Here is a 14,715-nt window from a genome sequence, read left to right as displayed (position 1 = left end):
AGCCTTTCCATGCGTCGTTTTTTCCTGCCGGCGGCCGGTCTGCTGCTGGCCCTGCCTGTTCTTGTCAATCCGGCCGATGCCGCGCCGGTCTCGAATATCCCAACCTGCACCGTGATCGCCGATGCGACGACGGATGCCATTCGCCTGCGCGACGGCCCGTCCTGCGACAAGCCGGTCAGCCCGTTTTCCACCTTCAAGATTGCGCTGGCCGTGATCGGCTTCGATTCCGGGCTGCTGAAGGATACCCACACGCCGGCCCTGCCCTATGACCCGGCGCTGAATGTCTCGCTTGAGCCCTGGCGCCACACCACCGACCCGACACGCTGGATGAAATATTCCGTCGTCTGGTATTCGCAGGATCTGACCCGCAAGCTGGGCATGGAGCGGTTCCGCGGCTATATCGAAGCGCTGGCCTATGGCAATCGCGACGTTTCCGGCGAGGCCGGCAAGGATAACGGGCTGAGCCATTCATGGCTGTCCTCCTCCCTGAAGATTTCGCCGATGGAACAGATTGGTTTCCTTGGCCGGCTCGGGCGGGGCGAACTGCCGGTCAGCGCCGAGGCACAGGCGCTCGCCGTGGCGGTGCAACCGGTCTTCACCGTCGCCGATGGCTGGGTCGTGCGGGGCAAGACGGGTAATGGATATCAGCGTCGGGCCGATGGCAGCCTGGACGAGGCGCGCCAGATCGGCTGGTTCGTCGGCTGGGCGGAAAGACATGGCCGCCGGATCACCTTCGCCCGGCTGCTGGAGGATGGCGGGCCGCGTCAGGGGCCGGCCAGCTTCGTGGCGCGTGACAGCCTGCTGGCCGATCTGCCCATTCTTCTCGCCCCGGAAAAGCTGAAGTGATGAACGGATTTGGCCTCGGCAAGACAGCGTCGCTTGACCGCCGCCCCGCCGCTTCCTAGATTCGGGGTCGACTTTACTATTCCGACCGGGCGTCTGAAACCGTCCGGCCAAAAAGGTGCCGTCCCGGCGCCTGAAAGAGATAAAGGGCCAAACGCATGAGCACGACGAAGGTTACCGACAACTCCTTCGAGACCGACGTCCTGAACGCCGACAAGCCGGTGGTGGTGGATTTCTGGGCCGAATGGTGCGGCCCCTGCAAGATGATCTCGCCGATCCTGGACGAGCTGGCCGGCGAGATGGGCGGCAAGGTCACGATTGCCAAGCTGAACATCGACGAGAACCCGTCGACCCCGCAGAAATACGGCGTGCGCGGCATCCCGACCCTGATGCTGTTCAAGAACGGCCAGGTCGCCGCCACCAAGATCGGCGCCATGCCGAAAAGCGCCCTGTTCCAGTGGGTCGAATCGAACATCTGACCCGGCTGAAACACTGAACCTGCAAAGCCCCGGCATCCGCCGGGGCTTTGTTTATTCGGGAGTGGCCTGCCGCAGGAACAGAAAGCACGCGGCGCCGTAGCGGCGGTCATCCAGCAGCGCGAATCCCGTCGGCAAATCCAGTGCCTCGTCCTTCGCCTGCTCAATGACGATCAACGCATCCGGCGCCAGCCAGCCGCCGGCCAGCAGCACCTGCAAGACAGGGCTGACAAGCCCCTGCCGGTAGGGCGGGTCCATCAGCACGAGGGCGGCAGGCGCGCGGGCACGGCCCAGTTTCGTCGCGTCCTGCGGCAGCACCAGCGTGCGGTCGCCTGCCTTCAGATGCGCGATGTTGCGGTTCAGCACCGCGAGAGCGGTCCGATCCTTCTCCACGAAGATTGCCCGCCCGGCGCCACGCGACAGCGCCTCCAGCCCCAGCGCCCCGGTGCCGGCAAAGAGATCGAGCACCACCGAATCGTTCAGATCGATGTCGAAACGACCGCCGGTCAGCGTATCGAACAGCGCCTGCCGGGCGCGGTCGGAGGTCGGCCGGGTGGCATCCCCCGGCGGTGCCTCCAGCCTAGCGCCGCGATGGCGTCCGGCGACGATCCGCATTTTCTTTCCGCTGTGATTCTTCGCGGGTTTGGGCTTCCCGCTTGGGGCTGACGCCGCGCTTGGGCTTGGGTTTCGCCCGCGCATGGCCGGTGCGGTCACCCTTCGGCTTCTCGCCCATCTGCTCGCGCAGCACCTTGGCCTGCACCTCCTCGACCTGCCCGCGTTCCAGATGGCCCAGCTGGAACGGTCCGTAGGCAACACGGATCAGCCGGGTGACCGGCAGGCCCATATGCTCCATCACCTTGCGGATTTCGCGGTTCTTGCCTTCGCGCAGAGACACCGCGATCCACGCATTGGCGCCGCCCTGCGCGCGTTCCAGCACCGCCTCGATGGGGCCGTAGCGCACGCCATCCACGGTGATGCCGCTGGCCAGCTTCGCCAGTGCCGATTCATCCACCCGTCCATGGACCCTGACACGGTAGCGCCGCACCCAGCCGGTCGCCGGCAGCTCCAGCTTTCGGGCCAGCGCGCCGTCATTGGTCAGCAGCAGCAGCCCCTCGGAGGTTAAATCCAGCCGCCCGACGGAGATCAGCCGGGGCAGTCCCGGCGGCAGCGCCTGGAAGATGGTCGGCCGGCCTTCCGGGTCCTTGTGCGTGGTCACCAGCCCGTCCGGCTTGTGATAGCGGAACAGCCGCGTCGGCTCCATTGCCGGCAGCGGCTTGCCATCGACCACGATGCGGCTGGCCGCCGTGACGATGGTGGCCGGCGTGTCAATCACATGGCCATCGACGGAGACGCGGCGCTCGGCAATCAGCCGCTCGGCATCGCGGCGGGAACACACGCCGGCGCGGGCGATGCGCTTGGCGATGCGCTCGCCTTCTTTTGCCCCGTCCTTTACCGGCACGTCCTCCATCAGCGGCAGGCCGCGATGAAGGCGTCGAAAATCCTGTCGTCGCCGCTGCTGATGGAGAATTCAGGGTGCCACTGCACGCCCAGGCAGAAGCGGCGCTTCGGGTCCTCGATGCCCTCGATCACACCGTCAGGCGCATGGGCATTGATGACGATTGCCGGCGGCACATCCTTCACCGCCTGATGATGCGCGCTGTTCACATGCAGCAGGGTCTCGCCGCCGCAGATGCCGTGCAGCAGCGTGCCAGGCGTGACCGTCACATGATGGCCCGGCTCATCGCGCGGATTGGGCTGCTCATGCGCCAGCGCGCCCTCGATCTCGTCAGGAATATGCTGGATCAGCGTGCCGCCCAGCGCCACCGCCAGCAGCTGTTCGCCGCCGCAGATGCCGAGGATCGGCATGTCACGCTCCAGAGCGCCCTTCACCATGCCCAGCTCGAACGCAGTACGGCGATCCTTGGTGGTGACGCTGGCATGGCGCGCGGAGGCGCCGAACAGTGCCGGATCGACATCGAACGCGCCGCCGGTCACCACCAGCCCGTCGATCAGGTCGAGATAATGTTCCACCTGCTCCACCTCGTGCGGCAAGGCCAGCGGCAGGCCGCCCGAGCGCGCCACGGAGGAACAGTAATTCTGCCGGATCGCGTACCAGGGGAATTTGGAATATCCGCCCGGCTCCTCCGAATCGAGGGTCAGGCCGATGAGGGGCTGTTTCATGCGTACATCCAGGGTGTCATTCTCGGCGGGAGAGTAGGCGCAAAGGCTTAGTCGAGCAATGGCAACGGCGCTTGCCGCCCTATGCTTCGAGACGCCTGCTTATCGCAGGCTCCTCAGCATGAGGTCACCCGGCTGCACGGACGGTGCGTCTAAGAATGCCCTCACCCTGAGGAGCGCGCCTCCCAAGTCATTGGGGCGCAAGTCTCGAAGGGTATTGCAGCACAATGGAATTTCACCCGCTTGACGGCCCCCGTCCCCCACGGCAGGGTCCGGCGATGATCGCTGAGACGAACGGCTATATGGCGGCGGCGCTGGACGAGGCACGGCAGGCGGCCGCCGAGGGCGAGGTGCCGGTCGGCGCCGTGCTGGTGCGCGACGGCCATATCCTCGTCCGCGCGCATAACCGCGTGGAGACCGACCGCGACCCCACCGCCCATGCCGAACTGCTGGCGATCCGCGAGGCCTGCCGCCTGCTGGGCGATCCGCGCCTGCCGGACTGCGACCTCTATGTGACGCTGGAGCCCTGCGCCATGTGCGCCCAGGCGATCAGCATGGCGCGCATCCGGCGGCTCTATTTCGCGGCCTATGACCCGAAAGGGGGCGCGGTGGAGCACGGCCCGCGCCTGTTCGGCCAGCCGACCTGCCACCACGCGCCGGAAGTCTATGGCGGCATCGGCGAACGCGCGGCGGCGGAATTGCTGCGCGGCTTCTTCAGGGAGCGGCGTTAGGATTGTCCAGCACGTAGAAGAAGGTGCGGATGTTGCGGTTTCGCGGATTGTCGAACTCCGCCACCTTCACCATGCCGACCTTCTCGGCAACACGGGCGGAACCGGTATGGTCATGCGCCATGTTGGCGACCAGCCGGGGCAGGCACAGCACCTCGAAGCTGTGGTCGCGGATCGCGGCGGCGGCCTCCACCGCATAGCCCTGCCGCCAGTAGGGATGGTGGATGATATAGCCGAGATCGATGACCTCCTGCCCCATCAGCACGGTGCGGATCAGCCCGGCATCACCGATCCGCTGCCCGGTTTCCCGGTCCAGCATCGCCCAGCGGCCATAGCCATTCTCGGCATAGGACTCGATCCAGCGACTGACCCAGTTGGCGACACCTTCCCGGTCATAGGGTTGCGGCCAGAAGCGCATGGTGACCGGATCGCTCATGATCGGATAGAGCGCCTCATCCTCGCCTGGCGCGTAACAGCGTAGGATGAGGCTTTTCGTCGTCAGCACCACCGCCGCGTCGGCCTCGTAGCGTTTCAGGACACGGCCTGTCGAGGGCGAGGTGTGGGTGCCGATCTGCCGGCAGCCCATGCGCTCATAGAAGGGCTCCGCATTCGGGTCGGCATCCAGCTGCACGCGGCCCTGGCCCAGCCGGCGCAGTTCGGCGGTCATATGCTGCCAGAGGATACGCCCCATGCCGGTGCCGATATGGGCCGGGTCGGCGAACATCAGCGCCACCTCCGGCACTGCGCCGGAGAGATCGAGCGCCCAGATGCCGGCGGGCTTGCCGTCGCGTTCCAGCACGAAGCAGGGCTGGGTGGCCAGCCGCTCCGGTGTGACCGCAAGCTCCTCCCGGCAGGACTCCATGAAGGCTGCGTCATAGCCCCAATGCGCCTTGGAGCGCATCACCAGATCGGTGAGCGCCGGGCAATCCTCGATCCTGGCAGGACGCAGTGTCATGCTTACCCCTGCGCGCGTTCCAGCATCGCGTGCAGCAGCACGTTACCGCCCGCTTCCAGATCCTTCGGGTCGGCATTCTCGATCTCGTTATGGCTGATGCCGCCCTCGCAGGGCACGAAGATCATGCCGGTGGGGGCGACCTTCGCCATATAGACCGCGTCATGCCCGGCGCCCGACACAATCTCCATATTGTCGTAGCCATAGAGCTTCGCGCCCTCGCGCACGGCGGCGACGCATTTCTCGTCGAACGGGGTCGGCGGGAAATACCAGAATTCGCTGCCCTCGACCTCCAGCCCGGCCTCGGCGGCGATCTTCGCGCAGGCCTCGCGCAGCTCTTTGTCCATCCTGGTCAGCACCGCATCGTCGGGATGGCGGAAATCGACCGCGAAGAACACCCGGCCCGGAATCACGTTACGCGAATTCGGGCTGACCTGCAGGAAGCCGACCGTGGCGCAGGCATAGGGCTGGTTGGCGAGGCCGATGCGATTCACCTCCTGGATCATGCGCGAAGCGCCGACCAGTGCGTCGCGGCGCACCGCCATCGGCGTCGGGCCGGCATGCGCCTCCTGCCCCACCACCGTCACCTCGTACCAGCGCTGGCCCTGCGCGCCGGTGACGATGCCGACCGGCTTCTTCTCCGCTTCCAGGATCGGCCCCTGCTCGATATGCGCCTCGAAATAGGCCTTCACCGGCTTGCCCATCGGCGCCGTGCCCTCATAGCCGATGCGGCGCAGCTCGTCGCCCAGCTTCAGCCCGTCGATATCCTGCTTGGCCTGAATCTCTTCCAGCGGGAACACCCCGGCGAACACGCCCGACCCCATCATCGCCGGGGAGAAGCGCGAGCCTTCCTCGTTGGTCCAGACCACCACCTCGACCGGCGCCTCGGTCTCGATGCCGGCATCGTTCAGCGTGCGCACGACCTCCAGCCCCGCCAGCACGCCATAGACGCCGTCAAAGCGGCCTCCGGTCGGCTGGGTGTCCAGATGGCTGCCGGTCATCACCGGCGGCAGGTCGTTGTTCTTGCCGGGCCGGCGGGCGAAGATATTGCCGATCTTATCGACGGTCACGGTGCAGCCGGCCTCCTTGCACCAGCGCACGAACAGGTCGCGGCCTTCCTTGTCCAGATCGCTGGCCGCCAGACGGCAATTGCCACCCTTCTCGGTCGCGCCGATCTTCGCCATCTCCATCAGGCTGTCCCACAGCCGGTCGCCCTTGATCTGGATATTCTTCATCTCGCCACTTCCCTTTTGCCCTGCATAACGCGCCAGCCTACCCTGTGCTGTGCCACGTTGCATCTGTTCTACTTGTCACTGATACTCACAACATCAACAGCAGCCAAGCATAAGCGAACAGGAGACGGCGATGCCCGATACCGAACTGACGACAAAGATTATGAAAGCGGTCGATGACGGGCTTCAGGAGCAGATCGACTATACGGCGGAGCTGGTGCGGCTGCCCTCGCTGCGCGGCCAGGAGGCAACGGCGCAGGATTTCATGGCGCGCTCCATGAAGGAGCGCGGCTACACGGTGGACCGCTGGAAGATCAATGTCGAGGACATCCAGAACCTGCCCGGCTTCTCGCCGGTCCATATCTCCTATGACGATGCCTGGAACGTGGTCGGCTCGCACCGCCCCAACAACGCCAAGGGCAAGTCGCTGATCCTGAACGGCCATATCGACGTGGTGCCGACCGGCCCGCTGGACATGTGGACGCGCCCGCCCTTCGATTCCTATGTCGATGGCGACTGGCTGTATGGCCGTGGCGCCGGCGACATGAAGGCTGGCCTTGCCATCAATCTCTATGCCGTGGATGCGCTGCGCCGCCTCGGCTACATGCCGGCAGGCGATATCCATTTCCAGTCGGTGGTGGAGGAGGAATGCACCGGCAATGGCGCGCTGGCCTGCCTGCAGCGCGGCTACCGCGCCGACACCGCGATCATCACCGAGCCGTCGGGCGACCGGCTGGGCTCCGCCCAGGTCGGCGTCATGTGGTTCCAGGTGAAGGTGCGCGGCCGCCCGGCCCATGTCGCCTATGCCGGCAGCGGCTCCAACGCCATCGAGGCCTGCTTCCCGATCATCGAGGCGCTGCACGGGCTGGAGGCGGAATGGAACAAGGACCGCCACCCGATGTTCCATGACGAGGAACATCCGATCAATTTTGTGGTCTCGAAGATCGAGGGCGGCGACTGGACCAGCTCCGTGCCGGCCTGGTGCACCTTCGACATGCGGATTTCCTGCTATCCGGGCCAGGACCTGGCCGATGTCCGCCGCGCCGTCGAGGAGACGGTGGCTGGTGCCGCGCGCAAGAGCAGTTTCCTCGCCAACAACCCGCCGCAGATCGTCTATCACGGCTTCCAGGCGGAAGGCTATGTGCTGGAAGGCGGCGAGGAAGGCCAGGATCTGCTGAAGAGCTGCCACAAGACAGTCTATGGCGAGGAGCTGCAGAAGCGCATCTTCACCGGCACCACCGATGCGCGCTTCTATGGCCTCTATGCCAATATCCCGGCCATGGTCTATGGCCCGAAATCGACGGAAATCCATGGCTTCGACGAGCGCGTGAGCATCGAGTCGATCCGCAAGGTCACGCAGTCGGTGGCTCTGTTCATCGCCGACTGGTGCGGCCTGGAGAAGGCGGCCTGATGTCCATTCCCGTCTTCTACGCCCCGCAGCAGGAACGCCACGACCCGAAGACCTTCATCTTCCGGGGGCAGGTGACGCAGAGCCCGGAACAGGCCGAGCGTGCGCACGTCTTCTTGAAGGCGGCGAAAGCCGCCGGCCATGATGTGCGTGCACCGGAAGATCGCGGGGAAGCGCCGATCCGCGCCATCCACGATGCCGGCTATGTCGATTTCCTGAAGACCGCACACGCCGACTGGTCGGCGCTGCCGAACGCCTCGGCGGAGATCACGCCGAACGTGCATCCCAGCCGGCACATGGCGGATATCAGGGGGATCGGTGCCAAGGCATCCATCGTCTCGCGTGTCGGCTATTACACCACCGACACCGCCTGCCCGATCGGTGCGGGCACCTGGGAGGGTGTGTACTGGTCGGCGCAGACCGCGCTGGCCGCCGCTGCCCATGTCGAGTCAGGCGAACGGTCCGCCTATGCGCTGTGCCGGCCGCCGGGGCATCATGCCTATCACGATCTGTCGGGCGGCTTCTGCTTCCTGAACAACAGCGCCATCGCCGCGCAATCGCTGCTCGCCAAGTTCGGCCGTGTGGCGATCCTGGATGTCGACGTGCATCACGGCAATGGCACGCAGGGCATCTTCTACGGGCGCGACGATGTGCTGACGGTCTCGCTACATGGCGACCCGACCAGCTTCTACCCCTGGTATACGGGCTTCGAGGATGAGCGCGGCGAAGGCATCGGCACCGGCTGCAACCTGAACATCCCGCTGCCGCAGGGCACCGGCGACGATGCCTATCTGGAGGCGCTGGAACCGGCGCTGGCGGCGGTTAAAGCATTCCAGCCGGGCGCGCTGGTGGTGGCGCTGGGGCTGGACGCCTCCGAGGCCGACCCCTTGCGCTTCTTCCACATCACCACGCCGGGCTTCGGGCGGATCGGCGCGGCCATCGCCGGCCTCGGCCTGCCGAGCGTGCTGGTGCAGGAGGGCGGCTACCCGTCCGACATCCTCGGCGAGAATCTGGCCAGCTTCCTGAAAGGCTTCGAGGGGCGGTAAACAGCTCTTCTTCACTGTCATACCAAGCCCCGCAAGGGCCGTTATATATACTAACTGTCACCCCCGGCCTTGTGCCGGGGGTCCAGATTTCCGCTAGCTGGATCGTTGGTCGAGCAGGCTGAACCCTGGATTCCCGGCACCCAATGGGGCTTGAGGCCGGGAATGACGGTCGGAGTTGGACGTAGCGCCCTCACCAGCCTTAACCATCACTCCTTACGCCGCCAGCCCGGCCTCCGCCTGGCGGTCGAGATGTGCGGCAAGCTCCGCCGGCAGGTTCAGCCGGTGGGCGAGCGCTTCCAGATAGGCCTTCTCCGCCGGGTGGTCGGGATCGATGGCGAGGCGGGAGACGAGGTAAAGCTCCGCCGCCTGTTCCTGCGTGCGGGCAGCGGCGGCGACCTCCGACAGGTCCGTGGGCTTCGCCAGCGCGTCGAACACGAAGCCCTTGGCCTCGGCATCCAGCCCCATGCGCTCGACCTGCTCGAACAGGCGCTTCTGCTCCTCGGCATCGACGTGGCCGTCGGCCTTGGCCGCGCCGATCATCGCGCGGATCAGCGACAGCTGGAACGGCTCACCCGTGGCGGCCGGTGCGGAATCGGGCAGGAAGCGCGCCTCGGTCCGCGGCATGTCGGCCTCGGTCGCGACCGGAGCTGACTCCGCCTGCTTGCCCTGCTGCCAGTTCTGATAGGCCTTGAAGGCGAGCGCGCCCAGCGCCGCCGCCCCGCCATAGCCGACAACGCCGCCGGCCATCTTGCGCACCTTCTTGTTACCCAACAGCAACCCGGCCAGCCCGCCAGCCGCCGCCCCGCCGGCAAAGCCGCCCATACCGCCCATGCGGTCGAACTGCTGTTTCGCGGCGCCGCCGGCCTGTTGCAGTTTCTGGTTCGAGTTGCCGCCAAGGAACTGGTCGAGGAATTTCGTCGGGTCCATCTTTTCTCCACACTTCGCTGCTTTGCTCCGTTGAGATAGGAAGGGCGGTATCCGGTTCAACGCCTGCCCCGAAAAGACCATGAAGCCGGAGGCCCTCGGAGGTTCCATGCCGTTTCGCCGCGTCCTGCCCCTGCTGTTCCTGCTGCTGGCCACCCTTCCGGCGCACGCGGATGTCCGTGTCGAGGGCACGCGACTGCTGGTGGATGGCAAGCCCTTCCAGGCGCATGGCGTGGCCGGCTGGGGCAATCTCGACATGCTGCCCGGCCTTGGCGTCACCACCATCCGCACCTATGGCGACAATGCCGAGGATGTGCTGGACGAGGCACAGCGGCTGGGGCTGAAGGTGATCCTGGGCTTCTGGCTGGAACATCCGCGGCGCGGCTTCGATTACGACAACCCGGCCCATGTCGGCCCGCAGATGGCGCGGCTGCGCGACTTCGTGCTGGCGCACAGGGACCATCCCGCCCTGCTGATGTGGGGCATCGGCAACGAGGTCGAGTCGGAGCTGGCGGATGACAGCAGGGTCTGGCCCGCCATTGAGGAGGCGGCCCGGCTGGTGAAATCGCTCGACCCGCACCACCCCACCCTGGCGGTGCTGGCCGAAACCGGCACGGACAAGGTGGCGAAGCTGAAGGCCCAGGCCCCCAGCATCGATGTACTGGGCATCAATTCCTATGGCGAGAGCGTGCCCAGCGTGCCGGCGCGGGTGCGTGCGCAGGGCTGGACCGGCCCGCTGATCCTCACCGAGCTGGGCGCCATCGGCCAGTGGCAGGCGCCGAAGACCGAGTGGGGGGCGGCCATCGAGCCAACCAGCACACAGAAGGCGACGCTGCTGGACAAGCAGCTTGCTGCCATCGGACCGGATACTGCCGGGCAGATATTGTTCCTGTGGGGCTGGAAGCAGGAAGTGACCCACACCTGGCACAGCCTGCTGCTGCCCACCGGCGAGTGGAAACAGACCACGGAAATCATGGCCAGGGCCTGGGACGGCAACACGCCCGGCGGCAACCGGGCGCCGCGCATCACCGTCCTGGCCTTTGCCGGAACCAATAGCCTGCCGCTGGGCCGGGAGATATCCGCCCGGCTGGAAGCCATCGACCCGGACGGCGATCCCTTGACTGTCGAGTGGGAAATCATGGAGGAGCAGCAGACGCTGCTGAAGGCCGGCGATGCCGAGCCGGAGCTGCGACGCTACCCTGAAGCCGTCCGCAAGGCCAGCAAGGAGGCCGTTACCCTGGGCGGCCTCGCCCCCGGTGCCTACCGGCTCTATGTCACGGTGCGCGACGGCAAGGGTGCTGCAGCAGCCGGCAATCTGCCGTTCCGCGTGGAATAGGGATCAGAAGGAAATCAGACGAGCTGGTCGGTCGTGACGCCGCGCGGAGCGCTGCTGTCCGTGGACGGGCTGTCGCTGCCGGAGTCGGTTTCTGTGCCAGAGGTGACATTGCGCGCCTGACTCACCGACTCGCCGTCGATGACCCTGACCTGCAGCCGGCGGTTCACCGCATCGTCGGCCTCATTGACCTCACGCCCCGTCTCCTCGCGCCCCCGTTCCTGCTGCTCATAGGCGCGCAGGGCCTCCCGCGACGGAATCTCGCGTTCGACCTCGCCGGTATCGGTATCGCGGTACTGGAAGAACAGGCGGCGGATTTCGGAATCGTAGGACAGGCGCGTCGCGCTGTAGGCGATCTGCGTCGGCAAGGGTTCCGACTGATATATAGCGGGGCTGGAATCACTATCGCTCCGCCCGGCAAAGCCGGCCGAAGAGATGGGATCCAACGTCGCTACTGACGGCACCAACACCTTGCGCCCCCGTTCTGGGTTGCCTATCGACAAATCAGTATTAATTTTCCCTTAAACATAATCAAGAAAAAACTTGACGGATTCGTGCGATTCTGATTCTGCGCGAATCTGACTACCCCGATACCGGCCTCAGGCGAACTGCCCGTGGCAGTGCTTGAACTTCTTGCCGGAACCGCACGGGCAGGGCGCGTTACGCTGGACCTTGCCCCAGGTGCTCGGGTCGTTCGGATCGACCGCCGCGGCGGCCATGCGGCGGCCGGGCTCGGCACCGCCGGCAAACCCGCCGGGGGCCGGCTCGCCATTGGCACCGACCGTCTCGTCCAGCGCCGGGTCATGCCGCGTCTCATGCATTTCCTGCGGTTGCGGCTGCAGATCCTCCGGCCGGTTCACACGCATCTCGACATGGGCCAGCACCGAGACAACGGTCTCGCGCAGCCGGCTCAGCAGCCCGTCGAACAGCAGGAAGGCCTCGCGCTTGTACTCGTTCAGCGGGTCCTTCTGCGCATAGGCGCGCAGCGACACGCCCTGGCGCAGATGGTCGAGCTGCAGCAGGTGATCCTTCCAGCACTGGTCGAGGATCTGCAGCAGCAGGCTCTTTTCCGCCATGCGCATGATGTCGGCGCCGTAATTGGCGACCTTCTCCGCCATCTTGCGGTCCACCGCATCGATGATGCGGTCCTGGATCTCCTGGTCGGCGATGCCCTCTTCCTTGGCCCAGTCCGCGATTGGCAGGTCGAGGTTGAACAAGCGGCCTACTTCCTGATGCAGCCGCTCGATATCCCACTGCTCGGCATAGGCATTGGCCGGGATGCAGGACGCGACGAGGTCTTCCACCACTTCGTGGCGCATATCGAGAATGATCTGCTGCACCTCCTTGGCGCGCATGATCTCCTTGCGCTGCTCGTAAATGACCTTGCGCTGGTCATTCATCACATCGTCGTATTTCAGCAGCTGCTTGCGGATTTCGAAGTTGCGCGCCTCGACCTTCTGCTGCGCCTTCTCCAGCGCCTTGTTGATCCAGGGGTGAACGATGGCCTCGCCTTCCTTCAGCCCCAGCTTCTGGAGCATGCCGTCCATCCGCTCGGACCCGAAGATGCGCATCAGGTCATCGTCGAGCGCCAGGAAGAACTTGGAGGCGCCGGGATCGCCCTGGCGGCCGGAACGGCCGCGCAGCTGGTTGTCGATGCGGCGGCTCTCATGCCGCTCGGTGCCGACGACATAGAGGCCGCCGGCCTCCTTCACGATGCGCTGGCCTTCCCCGATTTCCGCCTTCACCTGTTCGGTGATGCGGGCGATCTCCGCCTCGTCCTCGACGCCCTGCAGGCGCAGCGCCAGCGCCATGTCCAGATTGCCGCCGAGCTGGATGTCGGTGCCGCGGCCGGCCATGTTGGTGGCAATGGTGACCGCGCCGGGACGGCCGGCCTGCGAGATGATCGAGGCTTCCTGCTCATGATAGCGGGCGTTCAGCACCTCATGCGGGATGCCCTTGGCCTTCAGCGCCTCGGACAGCATCTCCGACTTCTCGATGGAGACGGTGCCGACCAGCACCGGCTGCTTGCGCGCCTGACATTCCCGGACCAGCTCGATGATGCCGTCGAACTTCTCGCGCTGGCTGCGATAGACCTCGTCATCATGGTCCTTGCGGGCCATCGGCACGTTGGTCGGCATCTCGACCACTTCGAGCCCGTAAATCTCGGCAAACTCCGCCGCCTCGGTCATCGCCGTGCCGGTCATGCCGGCCAGCTTCGGATAGAGCCGGAAATAATTCTGGAAGGTGATCGAGGCCAGCGTCTGGTTTTCCTGCTGGATGGTCACACCTTCCTTGGCTTCCAGCGCCTGATGCAGCCCTTCGGAATAGCGCCGGCCTTCCATCATGCGGCCGGTGAATTCGTCGATGATGACCAGCTTGTCATTCTTCACGATGTAATCGACATCGCGCTGGAACAGCTGGTGGGCGCGCAACGCCTGGTTCATGTGATGAACCAGCGTGACATTGTGGATGTCGTAGAGATCGCCCTGGGTCAGCATGCCGGCCTCGCGCAGCAGCTGCTCCATCTTCTCCGTGCCAACCTCGGTCAGGGTGACCGCGCGCTGCTTCTCGTCCTTCTCGTAATCCTCGGCGGTCAGGTTCGGGATCAGCGCGTTCATCGCGCGATACAGTTCCGAGGAATCCTCGGCCGGGCCGGAGATGATCAGCGGCGTGCGCGCCTCGTCCACCAGGATCGAGTCCACCTCGTCAACGATGGCGAAGTTGAAGTCGCGCTGGACCATGTCCTCCAGCCGGAACTTCATGTTGTCGCGCAGATAGTCGAAGCCGAATTCGTTGTTGGTGCCGTAGGTGATGTCGGCGGCATAGGCAGCGCGGCGGTCATCCTCCTCGATGCCATGCTTGATGACCCCGACCGACAGGCCGAGGAAATTATAGACCCGGCCCATCCAGGCAGCATCGCGGCTTGCCAGATAGTCGTTCACCGTGACGACATGCACGCCCTTGCCCGACAGCGCATTCAGATAGACCGGCAGCGTGGCGACCAGCGTCTTGCCCTCGCCAGTCTTCATCTCGCTGATCATGCCTTCATGCAGCACCATGCCGCCCATCAGCTGCACGTCGAAGGGCCGCAGGCCTAGCGTGCGCTTTGCCGCCTCGCGCACCGTGGCGAAGGCTTCGGGCAGGATGTCGTCCAGCGTGGCGCCGTCGTTCAGCCGCTTGCGGAACTCCTCGGTGCGGCCACGCAGCGCCTCGTCCGACAGGGCCTGATGCTCCGCCTCCAGCGCGTTGATCGCCTCGACCTTCTTGCGCAGGCGCTTGACCACGCGGTCGTTCGATGAGCCGAACAAGCTTCTGGCGATGGCGCCGAACATGGGAAACCTCGGGGTGTACATGAAGAAAGAAGGGAGCCTGCGTGGCTGACAGATAGGGGCATCGTCAAATACTGTCAACGCTGCCGCCCCCAAAGCGAAAGGCCGCACGGTCGCGGGGCGGCTTCCTTTCTGCTATGCAGGGCTCCATATGACTGGACTGTAAAGCGCCTTCCGCCGCCCGGCGGGCTGCGCTACTGTCCCCCCGCGCCGCCGGCAGGCGGCACAATAACGGGTCCGCCCGCACGCGTTAAAACCGGACCAGA

Annotated in this window: 14 protein-coding genes; 6 read left to right on the top strand and 8 right to left on the bottom strand. The window is 65.5% G+C overall.

What is annotated here, in order from left to right:
• The first annotated feature begins 9 nt into the window (after positions 1 to 9).
• Together blaOXA and trxA are read left to right on the top strand one after the other, a co-directional pair.
• Positions 10 to 846 (top strand): class D beta-lactamase, encoded by an 837-nt coding sequence (gene blaOXA / locus MK313_RS02340; protein WP_287779967.1) that lies wholly within the window; start codon positions 10 to 12, stop codon positions 844 to 846.
• Positions 847 to 1,001: 155 nt separating this feature from the next.
• Entirely contained in the window at positions 1,002 to 1,322 is a 321-nt protein-coding gene (gene trxA, locus MK313_RS02335) for a thioredoxin TrxA (RefSeq protein WP_008946207.1), read from the top strand.
• A gap of 51 nt (positions 1,323 to 1,373) precedes the next feature.
• Here trxA and rsmD read toward each other — a convergent pair whose 3' ends face one another.
• Genes rsmD through MK313_RS02320 form a run of 3 tightly spaced genes read right to left on the bottom strand, consistent with a single transcriptional unit; the run spans position 1,374 to position 3,500 of the window.
• Positions 1,374 to 1,934 carry a 16S rRNA (guanine(966)-N(2))-methyltransferase RsmD gene (rsmD, locus tag MK313_RS02330; RefSeq protein WP_287779966.1) on the bottom strand — a complete coding sequence of 187 codons (561 nt, stop codon included), beginning with the start codon at positions 1,932 to 1,934 and terminating at the stop codon, positions 1,374 to 1,376.
• Positions 1,900 to 2,787, bottom strand: coding sequence for a pseudouridine synthase (locus MK313_RS02325; protein WP_287779965.1), 888 nt, complete (start codon positions 2,785 to 2,787; stop codon positions 1,900 to 1,902). Before MK313_RS02325 ends, rsmD begins: the two co-directional genes overlap by 35 nt.
• Complete coding sequence (locus MK313_RS02320) at positions 2,787 to 3,500, bottom strand: gamma-glutamyl-gamma-aminobutyrate hydrolase family protein (protein ID WP_287779964.1); 714 nt, start codon at positions 3,498 to 3,500, stop codon at positions 2,787 to 2,789. Before MK313_RS02320 ends, MK313_RS02325 begins: the two co-directional genes overlap by 1 nt.
• 275 nt (positions 3,501 to 3,775) lie before the next feature.
• Between MK313_RS02320 and MK313_RS02315 the strand changes: the two genes are divergently transcribed.
• A complete protein-coding gene (locus MK313_RS02315; protein ID WP_121221095.1) occupies positions 3,776 to 4,228 on the top strand; it encodes a nucleoside deaminase in 453 nt (150 codons plus the stop codon).
• Here MK313_RS02315 and MK313_RS02310 read toward each other — a convergent pair.
• Both MK313_RS02310 and MK313_RS02305 read right to left on the bottom strand, forming a co-directional pair.
• Complete coding sequence (locus MK313_RS02310; protein ID WP_287779963.1) at positions 4,212 to 5,180, bottom strand: GNAT family N-acetyltransferase; 969 nt, start codon at positions 5,178 to 5,180, stop codon at positions 4,212 to 4,214. The two genes, MK313_RS02315 and MK313_RS02310, sit on opposite strands and share 17 nt — an antisense overlap.
• A 2-nt stretch (positions 5,181 to 5,182) precedes the next feature.
• The gene (locus MK313_RS02305) at positions 5,183 to 6,412 is read right to left on the bottom strand and encodes a Zn-dependent hydrolase (RefSeq protein WP_287779962.1); all 1,230 of its coding nucleotides are present in this window, start codon (positions 6,410 to 6,412) and stop codon (positions 5,183 to 5,185) included.
• Between the two features lie 130 nt (positions 6,413 to 6,542).
• Between MK313_RS02305 and MK313_RS02300 the strand changes: the two genes are divergently transcribed.
• Entirely contained in the window at positions 6,543 to 7,820 is a 1,278-nt protein-coding gene (locus MK313_RS02300; RefSeq protein WP_287779961.1) for an ArgE/DapE family deacylase, read from the top strand.
• A complete protein-coding gene (locus tag MK313_RS02295; RefSeq protein ID WP_287779960.1) occupies positions 7,820 to 8,863 on the top strand; it encodes a histone deacetylase family protein in 1,044 nt (347 codons plus the stop codon). The genes MK313_RS02300 and MK313_RS02295 overlap by 1 nt, the downstream gene beginning before the upstream one ends.
• A 213-nt stretch (positions 8,864 to 9,076) precedes the next feature.
• Here the strand turns inward: MK313_RS02295 and MK313_RS02290 are convergent, their stop codons facing one another.
• Positions 9,077 to 9,790, bottom strand: a complete 714-nt coding sequence (locus tag MK313_RS02290) for a tellurite resistance TerB family protein (RefSeq protein WP_287779959.1) — start codon at positions 9,788 to 9,790, stop codon at positions 9,077 to 9,079.
• A 106-nt stretch (positions 9,791 to 9,896) separates the two neighbouring features.
• Here MK313_RS02290 and MK313_RS02285 point away from each other — a divergent pair, with 106 nt between their 5' ends.
• Positions 9,897 to 11,123: a glycoside hydrolase family 2 TIM barrel-domain containing protein gene (locus MK313_RS02285; RefSeq protein ID WP_287779958.1), complete on the top strand. Its 1,227-nt coding sequence runs from the start codon at positions 9,897 to 9,899 to the stop codon at positions 11,121 to 11,123.
• A 14-nt stretch (positions 11,124 to 11,137) separates the two neighbouring features.
• On the opposite strand, the gene MK313_RS02280 is transcribed toward MK313_RS02285, so the two are convergent.
• Together MK313_RS02280 and secA are read right to left on the bottom strand one after the other, a co-directional pair.
• Complete coding sequence (locus tag MK313_RS02280) at positions 11,138 to 11,488, bottom strand: hypothetical protein (protein ID WP_121221108.1); 351 nt, start codon at positions 11,486 to 11,488, stop codon at positions 11,138 to 11,140.
• A gap of 231 nt (positions 11,489 to 11,719) precedes the next feature.
• Positions 11,720 to 14,452 (bottom strand): preprotein translocase subunit SecA, encoded by a 2,733-nt coding sequence (secA, locus tag MK313_RS02275; RefSeq protein ID WP_121221110.1) that lies wholly within the window; start codon positions 14,450 to 14,452, stop codon positions 11,720 to 11,722.
• Positions 14,453 to 14,715 lie beyond the last annotated feature (263 nt).

Source organism: Oceanibaculum sp., from assembly GCF_022449305.1.
GTDB classification, from domain to species: domain Bacteria; phylum Pseudomonadota; class Alphaproteobacteria; order Oceanibaculales; family Oceanibaculaceae; genus Oceanibaculum; species Oceanibaculum indicum.
The sequence above is the reverse complement of the archived record's forward strand: the minus strand, read 5'-3'. Positions and strand labels throughout refer to the sequence as shown.